The organism is Ruegeria sp. YS9, assembly GCF_024628725.1.
Taxonomy (GTDB): Bacteria; Pseudomonadota; Alphaproteobacteria; order Rhodobacterales; family Rhodobacteraceae; genus Ruegeria; species Ruegeria atlantica_C.
Genome location: NZ_CP102409.1, coordinates 773250 through 788186, shown reverse-complemented (window position 1 = coordinate 788186; position 14937 = coordinate 773250). Strand labels below are relative to the sequence as shown.

Sequence of the window (14937 nt, the reverse complement as noted above, 5' to 3'; positions counted from 1 at the left end):
TCAGGAATGCTGTAGTACCGGTAGACGCATCAAAAACCTGTGCGTGCCTATCGCCCCAACCCACATGAAGAAAACGGCAAGCCAGGCTGTCAATGACAGGGCGGCCCCGCCTGAAAGCCCGGCGCCCACGGCGCAACCTCCGGCAAGCATCGCTCCGAACCCCATGAGGACAGCTCCGACCAGGTAACGTTCCATCGGTGTATCCGAGCCAAAACGTTCGATCTTCCACTCGCCGGAAAGGATGGCAGATCCTGCTGCGCCAATGGCCACGCCGGGAACAAGGCCGATGCCGAAAGACAGCGCCACATTTCTCTCTGCAACCAACGCCATCAGCGTGTCTGTGGCCGGGCCGGTAAACGTCACTGAAGACACAGGCACGACTTCGAAAGAAGCTTGCGCGATGGAATATGTCATGAACCACCCAAGCGCCACTGCCCCGCCCACGCCTGCGGCTGTCACGATCTTTGCAGGTGCGACATTTCTATGAAAAGCAAACACAATTGCCAGAACAAATCCAATTGCGGCAACGGCTGTATAGGCCGGTGGCGAAAGCCCGATTATTGCTGAAAGATCGCGCTGTGCGCCTCCTGAGATGGTCCACAGACCGGAAATCGCTTCACGGGCTGGGCTGAGTACTCCTGTGTAGGCTGCCTGGGCCACCAAGGTCAAAATCAATCCTGTCACAAGTGCACGCAGGTTGCCGCACGAGGCCAAGACCAACAGGCGAGATGCACATCCGCGCGCAAGAACCATTCCGATGCCAAACATCGCTCCGCCGATAACCGCACCGCTAAGGCTGCCGGTTGACGCGATGGCGCGTGCTTCTGAAAGGTCCAGCAATTCAAGCGAGACAAGCGCCTGAACCAGCGTCAGTGCCGCGGTAAAGGCAATCAGCCAAACCGCCAAACGGGGGCCAAGCTTACCTTCGGCGACTTCGACAGTCGACGCGCGCAAACAAAAATGGGACTTCTGAGCCGTCACGCCGAACAAGATACCGACGAGCACTCCGGCAAATGCCAATGCGCCAGGGTCTCCCAGCAGATCGATGAGCCTCTCCATGGGCAGAAACTCTCACTTCGTTGCGTATGTGTCCTTGCCTTTGGTCAATTCGTCATCGTCATTGCGCGGCCATCGGCCGGCGCGCCAATTGGCATTGCGTCCATAACTCTCCCAATGCGGATACCAGCCGGTCGACATCTTCACAGGTGTGCACCGGCGACGGCGTAATCCGCAGACGTTCCGTTCCTTTGGGGACAGTTGGATAGTTGATGGGCTGAATGTAGATCCCATAGTCACGCATCAGCACATCCGAAATGAAGCGACACTTGACCGGATCGCCGACCATGACCGGAATGATATGGCTTGGGTTCGGTGTATGGGGAATACCCAGATCGTCCAGCCTGTCCCGGACTTCGCGCACGCGCTTCTTGTGCTGTTGCCGCTCTGCATTGCTTTGCTTCAGGTGCTTCACCGAAGCCGCAGCACCTGCTGCCACGGCCGGAGGCAAAGCAGTGGTGAAAATAAACCCGCTGGCAAAGGATCGGACAAAGTCGACAAGCTCCTTCGACGCCGCGACGTATCCTCCTACCACGCCGAACGCCTTGCCCAAAGTCCCTTCAATCACGGTCAGGCGGTCCATCAGGCCCTCGCGCTCGGCAATGCCTCCGCCGCGCGGACCGTACAACCCGACCGCGTGAACCTCATCCAGATAGGTCATCGCACCGTAACGATCCGCCAGATCACAGATCCCGGCAATCGGTGCAATGTCGCCATCCATGGAATAGACGCTTTCAAACGCAATCAGCTTTGGCGCATTTGCAGGCAGGTCCGCAAGGTGTCTTTCAAGATCCGCAAGATCGTTGTGCTTCCATATCCGCTTTTGGCAACGACTGTGACGAATCCCCTCGATCATCGAGGCATGATTCAATTCGTCGGACAAAACCGTGATGCCAGGAATGCGGGACGCCAAGGTTCCCAAGGCGGCCCAATTGGATACGTAACCAGACGTGAACAGCAATGCCGCGTCCTTGCCGTGAAGGTCCGCAAGCTCCTGCTCCAACAGCACATGTTCGTGCGTGGTTCCCGAGATATTCCGCGTTCCCCCTGCCCCGGCACCACTTTTGTCAATCGCCCCATGCATGGCTGCGAGGACTTTTGGGTGCTGGCCCATTCCAAGATAGTCGTTCGAGCACCAGACAGTGACTTTTTCGGGACCATTCCCCGTGTAACTGCGCGCCTTTGGAAACGCGCCGCACTGACGTTCGAGGTCCGCGAAAACCCGGTAGTTTCCTTCGTCTTTCAGTAGACCAAGTTGATCACGAAAATACTGCTGGTAGTTCATTTCAATCCCCAACAGCCTCTTCAACGATTCCGGACAACAGGGTCTGGACCTTTTGCATTGGGCCGTCCGGATAGCTTCGGTATCCTACCTTCACCCCGTCATCGTCCTCGGTCACGAATATCCCGTATGGGCAATAGCCGATATTCATCGGATCTGCTTCCATCACCTCACGCGAAATCTTTGCCGAGCAAAAAATAAAGATGTCCGCCGCCGCGAATATCTGTTTGTCGCTGCCGACATCAGCGCCCGTTCGGTTCAACATTTCCCCAACGTGGCTCACATAGTCGATGACCAGCCCCTGCCCGACAATGGCGGATTCGACGGCAAAGGTGGCATCATCAAAACTTCCGTCAAAGGGAGTGGTGATGATATCCTCGGCGAGTCCCTGACCGGCGGAGACTGCAAAAAATGCGGCCGTAACGATAAAGTGTTTCATGGTTCTGATCCTCCTCCTGAGCCGCATTTTCTCGGATTGAACTTCCGGGGGCTTTGACCCGTGTCAAAACCCCCGAACTTCTATCCGAACATGTCCGAGGTGATACCGGCATACCAACCCAGCGACTCTTCGTAGGTTGCTTTTCTCAGATCGGCATCTTCGCCGGTCTGGCTGATGAAGCCGTCCACCTTGGCGATTTTTTCCGGCGTCGCCTCGTAGGTTGCCCCAACCTTCACGCCATCATCCGTGTCGATCAGTGACCAGCAGGTGTTGGAAAACTTGGCCGGGAACACCTTGGATCCGGTCAACGCGCCCCGCACGGCATTCGCACAGACTTTCGCCTGACTGTTGGCCGAGAAACCCGATTTCGGCATGTCGCCCTGCTGGCTGGCGTCGCCAAGGACATAGATGTCCGGATCAGCCTTGGAGGACATGTCCGCGGCGTTCACCGGCGCCCAGTTGCCGTCGGTCACTCCGGCCATTTCCGCAATATGTCCGGCTTTCATCGCCGGGATCACGTTGCAGACGTCGACTTTGGTCTCTTCTCCGTCGATGGTCAGCGTCATCGCGTCCGGGTTTACCGAGACATTGCCGCCACCGAAGTCTTCGCCGATCCAGTCGACCATGCCTTCATAGTGGTTCGCCCAGCCTTCCTGGAACAATGCCATCTTCGAAAACTTCGGCTTTGGATCTGCCACGATGATTTTCGCAGTTGGGTTGTTTGCTTTCAGAACATGCGCAACCATCGAGACCCGTTCATAGGGCCCGGGCGGGCACCGGTACGGGTTTGGTGGTGCAACCATCGCAAAGGTACCGCCTTCTGGCATCGCCATGATCTGCGCCTTCAGAAGTTCCGTCTGAGAGCCCGCCTTGTACGCATGCGGCATCTTGTTCTGCGCCGAGACGTCCCAGCCTTCAACTGCCCCGTCGACAAAATCGATACCAGGGCTCAGGATCAGCTTGTCGTACGGGACCGAGCCACCACCCGCCAGCGAAACAGTCTTGGCATCGCGATCCACGCCGACGGCCCAATCGTGGACCACGTTGATCCCGTATTCAGCTGCAAGCGTGCCATAGCTGTGGGCGATATCCGAAAGTTCCTGAAACCCTCCCAGATACAGGTTCGAGAAGAAGCAGGTGTAGTAGGTCCGTGACGGCTCGATCAGCGTCACGTCGATCTCACCTTTGCTGTCCTTGGCGATGTAGCGGGCGGCCGTAGCGCCGCCTGCGCCGCCGCCGACAACAACGACCCGGGGTCTGCCCTGAGCCAGAACCATCGGCGCAGATAGTCCGGCTGCCACCACCCCGGCGGCTCCTAGAAATGTTCGTCTATTGAGTGTCATCGCGTTTCCTCCCCTTAGGCACAGTCACTCTGGATTATTGAAGTAGGCGGCCAAAGCCGCAATCTCGTCATTGCTCAGCCTTCCGGCGATCATTTGCATAACCGGATGTGGCCGCTGTCTGTCCTTGTATGCGTGCATGGCGACAACAAAATCCTCGTCGGGCCAATAGACGATCGATGGGATACCTTGGTCACCGCCTTCGATCTGGTGGCACGTCGTGCATTCGCTGCTGAGATATGCGCCGTATTCGGGATCTCCCTGAATCGCCAGGATCGCTGGATCGACGGAATGATCCGTACCTTTCGCGGTTGGGTCCGCTTCGGGAATATCACGGGGATTGTCTGAAAACGCCCGCAAATAGGCAATCACGTTGGCACGGTCTTCCGGGTCTTTCAGGCCGCGAAAGCTCATCCTTGTGCCCGACGCAAATGCACGTGGGTTTTCGATATAGGCCGACAAGGTGTCAGCGTGCCATTCCAAACCCGAATTTCCCGCGCGCACAAGGCTCTTGGAATAATTGAAACCATCGAGACCCGCAGCCTTGCGCCCAAAGACACCATTCAGATGCGGGCCGATTTTGTTTTCAGCGCCTTCGCCAACCTGATGGCAGCCTTTGCATTTGGCGAACACTGTTTTCCCGGCCTCGGCATCACCCAGGTTTTCGGTTGCGTAGGTCGATGAGGCGAAAGCCGCCAGAACCGCTGCGCACGACAATATGTTCGACCACCGCATGATCAGCTTCCGAACGATTTAAGGTAGACAATCACGGCCTCAATGTCATCCGGCTTCCTGAGCCCCGCAAAAGACATTCGCGTGCCCTTCATGTAATCCTTGGGTTTCGTCAGGAAGGCCGCCATTTCCTCATCCGTCCAAACAAGGCCGGCCTCGGCTGCGGCTTTCATCGCCTTGGAGTATTTGAACCCCTCGACCGATCCTGCATTGGACCCGACAATCCCGTTCAATGCCGGCCCGGTACTGTGCTTTGCACCTTCACCCACCTGATGGCAGGCTTTGCACTTCTTGAAGACTTTTGCTCCGGCGGCAACCAGTTCCGTTGCCTCGTCAGTCTTTTCGGCCTCTTGAACGGCTGGTTCCGCAGCGGCTTCTTCCTCGGGCTTGGGTGCCGCTGCCGGAATGAACGACGGGCCGTCCGCAGTGAATGTCGGCAACCCGTCCACGGTGGCGTCATTCATCACCGAGTTCGACCCACCTTCGGGCGGCGTTTCGACCAGAAAAACAGAGCGCATCGTGACAGCGGCCTCTGCCTTGCAGTTTTCCATGCAAGGCTCTTTGCGCCATTCAGCGTACTCGGTCTCGGGTCGTGTATCGACGACAAAACCGTCTTTGTTGTACATCTCGAATTCGGCGAAGTTTTCGTTGCTCAGTTCGAAATCGTCATCCACCAAATCATTTGAATACAGGATGTAGGCAACAATCGCATAGGTCTCATCCGCGGTCAAAGTGCCCGCCTCGCCAAATGGCATGGATCGGGAAATGTAGTCCCAGGCAGTAGACAAATGCGGCCAGTAGGACCCGACGGTCTTCACGGGATCTTCGTTTGCAAGCGTATCGAACCCACCGGCAAGAACAGGCCAGTTGTCCACACCTTCCGCGAATTCTCCGTGACAGGACGCGCAGCGGTCGGCAAAAACCTCTTCCCCGGTCCAAACGTCGCCCGATCCGACAGGCAAGCCCCGCCCGTCCGGCAGAACGTCAACGTCCCAGGCCGCGATCTCTTCCTCCAGCGCAGGCCGTCCAAGCCCATAGGTACCCTCGCGGCTGGGCGCGGGTGCGGTCAGGTTCGCGCCATTCGCAACCCGTTCCGCGGCAGCAGCCTGAATTTCCTGTACTTTGAGCTCAAGCTGGGCTGCTCGTTCGGCCTCTGACTTCGCTTTTTCCTGTGCGGCTGCTGCGTGGGCCTCAACCTGGCCAAGCCGGGTTTCCAAAGTTTCGATCTTCGATTGGCCGAAGTTTCGGTTGGCGAACACCAACGCCCCCGCAAGCACCAACGCTGTGCCGCCGAATACCGGCAGGAAAACATGACTAAGAGACTTCGACATTCTCGGCGATCCCTTCTGCGCTTACGTACCACGTCTGGATACAGTTGTTGTGATAGACCGAGTTTTCGCCGCGCTTTTCGCGCAGCTGGTCTTTGGTCGGCTGTACATAGCCGGTCTCATCCATTGCTCGGGCCTGTAGGAGCATGGGTGCCCCGTCCCAATTCGTGTCGAGATAGAAACGTGTCAAAGCCTTGGTGTCGCCCTGCTTGCCAAGGCGTGCCGTTTCCCACGTGATGCCGCCGTCCTTGGATACATCAACACGGGTAATCTGTCCGTGGCCTGACCATGCAAGCCCTGAAATCACCAGCGGCCCGGGCCCATGTTTGATCGGCATTTGCGGACTGGGCGAGGTTATGACGGATTTCGCATCCATCACCCAGGTCCATTTCTGGGCCGTGCCATCGGCATAGACATCGGTGTATTTCGAAGTTTCTTCGCGGCTTTCCACCGCCCTGTCGACGACCTCGATCCGGCGCAGCCATTTGACCCACATGTTGCCTTCCCAGCCTGGCACGACCAGGCGCACAGGATAGCCATGCTCCATCCGCAGGGCTTCGCCATTTGCCTTGAAGGCCACCAGAACGTCATCCAGCGCTTTTTCCATCGGAATGGAGCGGCCATTGGACGACGCGTCCGCGCCCTCGACATAGACCCATTTGTCGGGCGAGATATCGGCGCCGGCCTCCTGCAACAGCGTGCGCAGCGGGACACCGGTATATTCCATGTTGTGGATCATACCATGGGTGAATTGCACACCGTTGAGTTGCGCGCCTGCCCACTCCATCCCGGTATTCGCCGCGCATTCGCAGAAATACACGTGGTTTTCGCGCGGGAACCGCTCGATGTCGTCATACGTAAAGACCAGCGGGCGATCGACCAGCCCGTTGATCATCAGCCGATAGTCTTCCTTGCGCAGTTCAATCGCGCCAGAGTGATGACGTTCAAAGGCGCAGCCCTGCGGCGTTATCGTCCCTTCGAGCGCATGGATCGGCGTGAAGTTGATCGACGAAATCGGAGAGGCAGTCAGCCATTCCACATTGCGGCGCACGACATGCGATTCATAGCTGATCGGCATGCCATAAGGTGTCTCGTCAACGCCTGCACCCGTGTACGATGCCCAATCCTGAAGCTCTGTTATCAGGGGGTCGGGCGTTTCTGCCACTGCCGCACCTGCAACTGACCCCGCGGCGACCGCGGCACTGCCTTTCAGGAAGGCCCGGCGCGACGGTTTGAACGCGTCATCCATATCTCTTAGGTCTCCATCTGTTTCTTAAGCGCCGACGACATCGACACTGGTGTTTTCTTGCACCGTTACGGTGCCTAGATTGCGAATGTGGTTTTCGACGACATCCCAGATCGGCGGACCCTCGGTGCCTTCGTTGACGCTGGCCCAGCCGGCCACGACATAGGTTTTCGACGGATCAATCGCTTCACCTGTCTTCAGCAAAGTCATTTCGCTGATCCGCTGCCCTTGTGGCTTGGTCACGTCGATGCGGTAGCCCAGCCCACCGACACGGACCATGTCGCCGCCCTGCTGGTAGTAAGGATCAGGGTTGAACAGGTTGTCGCCAACATCCTCGAGGATCACATGGATGAATTCACCCGTCATTTCCGTGCGATAGGCATTCGGGTAAGACATCGAGGTGACGTTCCAGATGTCCTCGCGCGTGATCTCCTGCCCCGGCAGGATCGACGGGCCCCATCGAACGCCAGGCGACATGGCAATGTCTGCCTCACGTTCTTTGAGCAGGGCGTCGCAGATCAGATCATCCCAAGTGCCGTTGAAATTGCCGCGACGATAGAGCAACGAGTCCGTTTTACCGATCACTTCGCTGAGCGTGGCCTCATACGGCGCGCGCTGCTCATCTATCAGAGCGGTAATCGCAGGATCCGGAGCGATAACATCAGAGAAAATCGGGATCAGCTTGTGCTTCAACCCCATCAACTGCCCATCCCGTACATCCAGGTCCACACGGCTGACGAATTTGCCGTTCGAGCCTGACGCGATGATGTGTGTTTTGCCCACCAGAACCGGCTCGGGCAGCGCGTCATGAGTGTGGCCGCTGAGGATCACGTCGATCCCCTGCACCCGGCCTGCCATTTTTTTATCTACGTCAAAGCCGTTATGGCTGAGGACGACGACGACATCAGCGCCGGCACCGCGAACCTCGTCAACCATTGCCTGCATGTTCTCATCCCGGATACCGAAAGAGTATTCAGGGAACATCCAACCCGGGTTCGCGATTGGCATGTATGGGAATGCCTGCCCGATCACGGCAACTTTTGCACCGCCCCGGTCAAAGAACTTGTAGGGCTTGAACAATTCCGCGGGTTCATCCCATTCGGCATCAAAAATGTTCTGACCCAAGGCGGCAAAGGGCAGCCCTTCGACGATTTCGTTCACTCTGTCGCTGCCCAGCGTGAACTCCCAATGGAAGGTCATTGCATCGGGTTTCAGCGCGTTCATGACATTGACCATGTCCTGACCGGCTGTCTGGTAACAGGTGTAAGACCCGTGCCAGGTATCGCCGCCGTCCAAAAGCAGGGCATCGGGTCGTTCCGCACGGATGGCGTTGATGACTGTAGAAACCCGGTCCAAACCACCGACCCGACCGTAGGTTTTTGCCAGGGCTGCAAAGTCGTCATAGGTCAATGCATAGGCCGAGGGGCTGCCATCTTCGATCCCATAGGCCTTGCGGAACGCGGCCCCCGTAACGTGCGGCATCTGTCCCTTTGCCTCGCCGATACCAAGGTTTATCTCGGGTTCACGGAAGAAAATCGGTTTGAGTTGCGCGTGAATGTCGGTGACATGGATCAGGCTGATATTGCCAAAGGTTTCAAACTCCAGCAGCTGATTCTGCGTCAGACTTTGCTGCGCTGCAAGTCTGGCCCAATTGCCAAACCCGGACGCCCCGTACAGAGCCGATGCCGCCATTGAAACCTGCAAGAAGTCACGTCGAGAAATCATCTTTCAGCTTTCCTGTTACACATATAAATGTGTGAATGTTGCGTTCCTGAAAAACCCGCGCGGGACATCGCCCACGCGGGTCGTTCGTTATTGGCGCACAGCCGGGGTTTCGACTGAAAGCCCGTTGCCACGCGAGGCAACATAAAGCTCCAGCGCACGGAACTCGTCCGACCCTTCGGCAAAGGTTTCCGCCCGCGTATCACGAATACAACCGCGGAAACGATTGTGTCGCGAGATCAGCTTGGCCTGTTTCAAGCGGTAAGTCGGGAACCCGTTGATCATTCCCTGGCTCAGGTGATCTGCCCGGATCATGTTGCCCCAATTGTCTTCATGACAGTTGGCACAGCTCAGCTCCAGCTGACCATAGCGTGTGTAGTACATTTCCTTGCCCTGTTCCCAATACGGGGCTGCATCACCGTCAATGGCAACGTTCATGGGCATTCCGCGTGACTGAAGGCCGATCAAAGCGACCATGCCCTGCATATCGCCACCGGACCATTTCCAGGCATCGGCCTCCATACGCTCGGTTCGGCACTCGTTGATCAGATCTTCCATGACCACCAGCTTGCCGGTTTCGGCATCAACCTTCGGCATGGAAGCCTGCAATCCCTTGAAGCTTTCCACCCCGTCGTGGCACGAGGCACAGCTTTTGCCGGCAGCACCATCGACCGTCTCATAAAGGTCGGCGGCCTGATCGACGAAGATCATCGCCGGATTGTCGAAATCATCGATCTGAAGGGCCTGGGTTTCATCCGTACGGAAATGCCAACCGGAATAGATCGTGTCCAGGTTTTCCAGATGCGCCGGCGCTTCGGTGACCGAGGTCATGTCCAGCTCGCCATTGATCACGAGATTGTCTTCGTCCGGTCCGGCCATTGCTGCCGCTGGGAAAACCAGAACTGCCGCGATCGCCGTTAATGCCTTTGTATTCATTACGTTCCTCCCTTGGTGGACCAGCGCCAAACGTCATGTCCGGCGCTGATCTGCCTTAGTGGTCGAGCCGTCAGGCGATCTCGATCGATTTCTTCTCGTCGTAGACAGAGCCGTCGTCATCGTACCAGGTGAACACGAACTCACCTGCCTCGGGCACGGTTGCCTCAAACTGAAAATACGGATTGGTAGAAATTGCCGGCTCCATCGTCACATCAATCACCATTTCGCCGTTAAACTCGCAGGTGAAACGGTTGATGATCGACCGAGGTATGACGTTGCCTTCTTTGTCCTTGCGCTGTCCGCTTTCCATCTTGTGGCTGATCAGTGTCTTGATCGTGACGGCTTCGCCAGCAGCGGCTTTCTTCGGAACCTTGACGCGGGGTTTCACACCGGATGCCATTGGTTAGTCTCCTGTTCTTCGAGGCATGCGTGGCTATCAGCCGCCGCAGCCGCCGATTGTCACTTTTACGGTCGCGGATGCCTTGGCAAAGCTGCCATCTGCCATCTTCGCCACGGCAATCACGTCTTGCGTTCCCGCAAGGCGGATACGGGTCGAAGCGGCTTGTTCAGCAGCCAGCGGGCCGAAATTGAACGTTGCGACGCCCGGTTCGGGGTTGCCTGCTGCAACGATCAGAATCGACGCTGCACCCGGGGCGCTTACTTCGATCGGAACGGTGTTTCCGTTTTCGGCGATTTCAGGTGCCGTCAGTGTAACACCGCCGTCAGCCACATCCGCCCCACCTGTAAACGCGGCAATCGCATCCTCAGCGGCCGCATTTGCACGAAGCGGCATCATTGTCAGGAACGCGGCACCCAGCCCAAGGGCCAGAGTTTCGCGGCGAGAGAGTTCCATTTTCAATCTCCTTTGAATCTTCGACAATCACACTTTGGAAGCGCGACTATTGCTCTTTCAGGGTCGCAAGAAACGCGACCACGTCTTCGATTTCCTGAGCTGTCAGGATCGACGTCAGAGGCTCGGTCGGGGCTTTGCCGGTATAGGCGTCGCCCGGGCGGATATAGCCGTCATCCTTGTAGAATGCCGGCATCACCGTGCCTTCGAACGTCATTTTCGCGTTTGCAACCAGTCCGCGAAGCTCGGCCTCGGACCAACGATCACCGGCACCATCCAGCGCCGGGCCAACCTCGCCCTGGAATGGAATGTCGGCCAAAGCCGATACCGCGTGGCACGCCACGCAATTGCCTTTTGACTTGTCGCCAACGATCAGCGCGCCATTTGCCGCATCACCGGCGGTGCCGGTCAAAGACGCCTCTACTTCACCATATTCACCATAGGTTACGCTTTCCGGGTCTGTCTCCGCAGCAAAAGCGGCAGCCCCCGTCATTGCGCAGACCAATGTTAAGAGTCTCAGCTTCATGATCCCTCCCATTTGCTAATACGCCGACGGCGCCTTGCGACCCAAAGCATTTGTGTACCGTAGTCGACGAGTGCGGTCTGTCGCAACATTAAATTCATTACAATGAATTTTTTTATTTATAACTCCGACCCTCAGTCTTGCGAAACATTGTTTCGCCCCTGAATGCGTCGCGCATGATATCGCTGAAAATCTTCACCATTATCAAGTTCGTACCGCTTCTCGTAGACCCAGGTGAAAAGGTCCAAAGTTGTTCCTTTGGCGAACGCTCCCGGCATTACTGCAACCGCAGCTTCAATGGCGGTGGCGTCCTCGGGAACTTCTTCCGGCAGAAATACAAGGGTCGGGGTAAACAGAATCCCCCATTTGCGCATCAGCGCTCTTTGCTCGCTCTCTTCCCCATCAAAGTCGGTGGCCGTGGTACTTCCGTGCAAATCCAGTTGGACGACAAAAAAGTTCTCTTCGATGAACGCCGCTAGGTCAGGCTGGGGGAAAACCTCTTCGTGCATTTTCTTGCAATAGATGCAGCCCTGTTGCTCGATAAACAAAACCAACCGCTTGCCTTCACCTGACGCCTCTTCAAGATCCTCGCGAAGGTCTTTGAACGTGTCGCGCATCCACGGTGTTTTATGCAACCCGTCGTCGCCAAGCTCGGCGGCGGAAACCGCCATGCCCAACAAGCATGCCATCAATACTGACAATGTTCGCTTCATATTTTCCTCCCGTATTATCCGATGGCCGCAAGCCAGGGCATATGGTCCAGCATCCATTGGGCGACTTGATTGATCGAGTTGGTTGCGATCAGGACGCCGAACAGAATCAACAACGCGCCCATCCCCTTCTCGATCAGAGGCAAATGCTTTCTGAACCGCGCCATCCACTGCATGAAGGGGCGAACCAAGAAAGCCGCCAGAACAAACGGTGCGGTCATTCCTACCCCGTAGACGAACAAAAGAACCGCTCCACGCCAAGCCGTCTCGGTTCCGGCCGCTGTAAACAGGATTGCAGCAAGCACCGGCCCGACACAAGGCGTCCAGCCGAAAGCAAATGCCAGTCCAAGAACATATGCCCCGATCAGGCTCAGGTTTGATGTCTCGCCGACGTCTGCCCGAAACTGGCGATACAGAAACCCGATGCGAATCAGCCCAAGGAAATGCAAACCCATCGTCACGATGATGGCTGCCGCTATCCAACGAAGGATATCGAAGTATTCGCGAACAAGTTGTCCGAATATCGAAGCCGTGGCTCCGAGAGCCATAAAAATCGTTATGATCCCCGCTGAAAATGCGATTGCAGCAAGCGTTGCCCTGCGGCGAACGTTGCCGGAAATGGCGGAATTCGCGGAAATCTGCTCCATCCCGACACCCGCCAGATAGCTGAGGTAGAACGGCACAATCGGAAGGATGCAGGGGGACAGAAAGGACAACAGCCCAGCAACCAGAGCTCCTGCAAATGTAATGTCGAGCATGGTCAAACCTGTCCTGGCGCGCTATCATTCATACATTCAAAGTAATAAAGATATGTCGCCGCGGTCAATCGGAGCTTGAGATGCGCCACCTTTTCCTGCTTGTGCTTGCGGTCACGCTGCTTGTTTCGCCCCGGGTTTTACGGGCGGAAATGACACTTCTGATGGCCGAAGAAGATGGGTGCATGTGGTGTGCCCGATGGGATTCCGAAATCTCGGGGATCTACCCGAAGACACCGGAAGGAAATGCCGCCCCGCTTCAGCGGATAGACATCCATGCATCCATGCCGGATGGAATCGAACTGGGAAGACCTCTGTACTACACTCCAACCTTTGTTTTGCTGAACAACGGCCGCGAAGTCGGCCGGATCGAAGGGTACCCCGGCGAAGACTTTTTTTGGGGCATGTTGGGCGTGCTGCTACGTGACGCAGGGGTACAGATTGAGACTTCTGGATAAACGACGGTATATTACATAAACTGTTTTGAATGCGTGAAGCTGAGAAAGCGAGGCGATCTTGTTGGATAAACCATCGAAACTGCCAGTGTTCACAAAAGACATGTGCGCAGAAGATCTGGACCGAATGATGGAGAACGCGCAAACGGCATCAAACTTCCTTAAGGCCATCAGCCACGAGGGGCGCCTGATGATCTTGTGCTATCTGTCATCGGGTGAAAAGTCTGTCACCCAGATGGAAGAGATGCTGTCGGCGAGACAGGCCGCCGTATCCCAACAGTTGTCCCGACTGCGCTTTGAGGGCTTGGTCAAAACACGGCGCGAGGGTAAGACTATCTATTACAGATTGGCTGATGATCGTTCGACGCAAATACTGGAAGTCGTCTACGATCTTTTCTGCCGGGACACGTAGAAGCCGGTCAAGACGCCGCCAGCTTTGGGAGGAGACTGGCAATGCTCGAAGCATTGGGAGACGCAAATGCCGTTGCTCTGATCGGTTTGATTGGAGGCATCGCATTGGGGCTGGCCGCACGCATCGGGCGCTTTTGCACGTTGGGTGCCATCGAAGATTACCTTTACGCGGATGATGATCGGCGTCTTCGCATGTGGGCGGTTGCGATTGGCGTTGCGATTGTTGGAAGCCATACCGCCATGGCGTTCGGGTGGCTTGACCCTGTCGGGACACGCTACCTTGCCCAGACCTGGAACCCGATCGGTTCGATCGTGGGCGGCCTCATGTTCGGTTATGGAATGGCCATCAGCGGGAACTGCGGCTATGGCGCGTTGGCAAGACTGGGCGGTGGCGACCTTCGATCCTTCGTCATCGTTCTGATCATGGGTCTTACGGCGTATGTCGTAATGTCGGGCCCCCTGGCATATCTTCGGGTTTGGCTGTTTCCAGTGGAAATGGATCTCAGCGCCCCCCAAAGCGTCAGCTTTCTTGCTGAACGGATGACTACTGTTCCGGCGTGGCTCTTCGGTTCTGCCGTCGGTATTGTTTTGGTGGTCTTTGCTTTGGCGAACCAGCAGTTCCGCCGCACGCCAGCGCAAGTGTTCTGGGGATCTGTGGTTGGACTGGCGATCGTTTCGGGCTGGCTTGGCACGAACTGGGTAGCGACCCACGGTTTTGACGGTGAGCCGGTGCAAACCCACACCTTCGCTGCACCCTTGGGTGACACGATATTCTACTTGATGACAGCGTCCGGAAACACGTTGTCTTTTGCCGTCGGATCCGTCTCGGGCGTTCTGATCGGCGCGTTTTTGGGATCCTGGTCAAAGGGCTATTTTCGCTGGGAAGCCTGCGAAGATCCACGTGAACTGAAACGGCAAATGCTGGGCGCGGCGATCATGGGCCCCGGAGCGATCATCGCAGTCGGTTGCAGCGTCGGACAAGGCATATCTGCCTTTTCACTTCTGGCCTACAGCGCGCCCGTGACATTCGCCGCGATCTTTGCGGGTGCGGCGCTTGGACTGAAACAGCTCGTGTCCGGACTGTCCTTCATTACCGAGCGCTGAGTTCAAAACACTACCAAGCCCTATGCCAAAAAGGTGTCGGTCGCGCTG

At 56.7% G+C, this 14937-nt stretch carries 17 protein-coding genes; 3 read left to right on the top strand and 14 right to left on the bottom strand.

The genetic code is table 11. From position 1 onward, the window contains the following. The 14 genes from NOR97_RS04110 to NOR97_RS04045 all read right to left on the bottom strand — a co-directional run bounded on the left by NOR97_RS04110 (position 1) and on the right by NOR97_RS04045 (position 12922). Positions 1–1059 carry a YeeE/YedE family protein gene (locus tag NOR97_RS04110; RefSeq protein WP_257600282.1) on the bottom strand — a complete coding sequence of 353 codons (1059 nt, stop codon included), beginning with the start codon at positions 1057–1059 and terminating at the stop codon, positions 1–3. A 58-nt stretch (positions 1060–1117) separates the two neighbouring features. Beyond that, positions 1118–2341: a 5-aminolevulinate synthase gene (gene hemA / locus NOR97_RS04105; RefSeq protein ID WP_257600281.1), complete on the bottom strand. Its 1224-nt coding sequence runs from the start codon at positions 2339–2341 to the stop codon at positions 1118–1120. Between the two features lies 1 nt (position 2342). Next, entirely contained in the window at positions 2343–2777 is a 435-nt protein-coding gene (locus tag NOR97_RS04100; protein WP_170345096.1) for a DUF302 domain-containing protein, read from the bottom strand. A gap of 80 nt (positions 2778–2857) precedes the next feature. Next, entirely contained in the window at positions 2858–4120 is a 1263-nt protein-coding gene (locus NOR97_RS04095; protein WP_170345095.1) for an NAD(P)/FAD-dependent oxidoreductase, read from the bottom strand. 24 nt (positions 4121–4144) lie between these two features. Then, positions 4145–4852 carry a c-type cytochrome gene (locus NOR97_RS04090; protein WP_171330267.1) on the bottom strand — a complete coding sequence of 236 codons (708 nt, stop codon included), beginning with the start codon at positions 4850–4852 and terminating at the stop codon, positions 4145–4147. A gap of 2 nt (positions 4853–4854) precedes the next feature. Then, a complete protein-coding gene (locus tag NOR97_RS04085) occupies positions 4855–6180 on the bottom strand; it encodes a c-type cytochrome (protein WP_257600280.1) in 1326 nt (441 codons plus the stop codon). Further along, entirely contained in the window at positions 6164–7426 is a 1263-nt protein-coding gene (soxC, locus tag NOR97_RS04080; protein WP_170345092.1) for a sulfite dehydrogenase, read from the bottom strand. Before soxC ends, NOR97_RS04085 begins: the two co-directional genes overlap by 17 nt. Before the next feature lie 24 nt (positions 7427–7450). Continuing rightward, positions 7451–9148 (bottom strand): thiosulfohydrolase SoxB, encoded by a 1698-nt coding sequence (gene soxB / locus NOR97_RS04075; protein ID WP_257600279.1) that lies wholly within the window; start codon positions 9146–9148, stop codon positions 7451–7453. Between the two features lie 87 nt (positions 9149–9235). Then, the gene (gene soxA, locus NOR97_RS04070) at positions 9236–10081 is read right to left on the bottom strand and encodes a sulfur oxidation c-type cytochrome SoxA (protein ID WP_170345090.1); all 846 of its coding nucleotides are present in this window, start codon (positions 10079–10081) and stop codon (positions 9236–9238) included. A 70-nt stretch (positions 10082–10151) separates the two neighbouring features. Beyond that, entirely contained in the window at positions 10152–10481 is a 330-nt protein-coding gene (soxZ, locus tag NOR97_RS04065; protein WP_170345089.1) for a thiosulfate oxidation carrier complex protein SoxZ, read from the bottom strand. 36 nt (positions 10482–10517) lie between these two features. Then, the gene (gene soxY / locus NOR97_RS04060) at positions 10518–10934 is read right to left on the bottom strand and encodes a thiosulfate oxidation carrier protein SoxY (RefSeq protein WP_170345088.1); all 417 of its coding nucleotides are present in this window, start codon (positions 10932–10934) and stop codon (positions 10518–10520) included. A 46-nt stretch (positions 10935–10980) separates the two neighbouring features. Then, positions 10981–11457: a sulfur oxidation c-type cytochrome SoxX gene (gene soxX, locus NOR97_RS04055; protein ID WP_257600278.1), complete on the bottom strand. Its 477-nt coding sequence runs from the start codon at positions 11455–11457 to the stop codon at positions 10981–10983. A gap of 131 nt (positions 11458–11588) precedes the next feature. Next, positions 11589–12167: a thioredoxin family protein gene (locus tag NOR97_RS04050; RefSeq protein ID WP_374041616.1), complete on the bottom strand. Its 579-nt coding sequence runs from the start codon at positions 12165–12167 to the stop codon at positions 11589–11591. 14 nt (positions 12168–12181) lie between these two features. Next, on the bottom strand, positions 12182–12922 hold the full coding sequence (locus NOR97_RS04045; protein WP_170345085.1) for a cytochrome c biogenesis CcdA family protein: 741 nt from the start codon (positions 12920–12922) through the stop codon (positions 12182–12184). Positions 12923–13002: 80 nt separating this feature from the next. Between NOR97_RS04045 and NOR97_RS04040 the strand changes: the two genes are divergently transcribed. The 3 genes from NOR97_RS04040 (at position 13003) to NOR97_RS04030 (ending at position 14889) form a co-directional block, all read left to right on the top strand. Continuing rightward, the gene (locus tag NOR97_RS04040) at positions 13003–13377 is read left to right on the top strand and encodes a hypothetical protein (protein WP_170345084.1); all 375 of its coding nucleotides are present in this window, start codon (positions 13003–13005) and stop codon (positions 13375–13377) included. A 100-nt stretch (positions 13378–13477) separates the two neighbouring features. Then, entirely contained in the window at positions 13478–13786 is a 309-nt protein-coding gene (locus NOR97_RS04035; protein WP_170345129.1) for a metalloregulator ArsR/SmtB family transcription factor, read from the top strand. 41 nt (positions 13787–13827) lie between these two features. Then, a complete protein-coding gene (locus tag NOR97_RS04030) occupies positions 13828–14889 on the top strand; it encodes a YeeE/YedE family protein (RefSeq protein ID WP_257600276.1) in 1062 nt (353 codons plus the stop codon). Positions 14890–14937 lie beyond the last annotated feature (48 nt).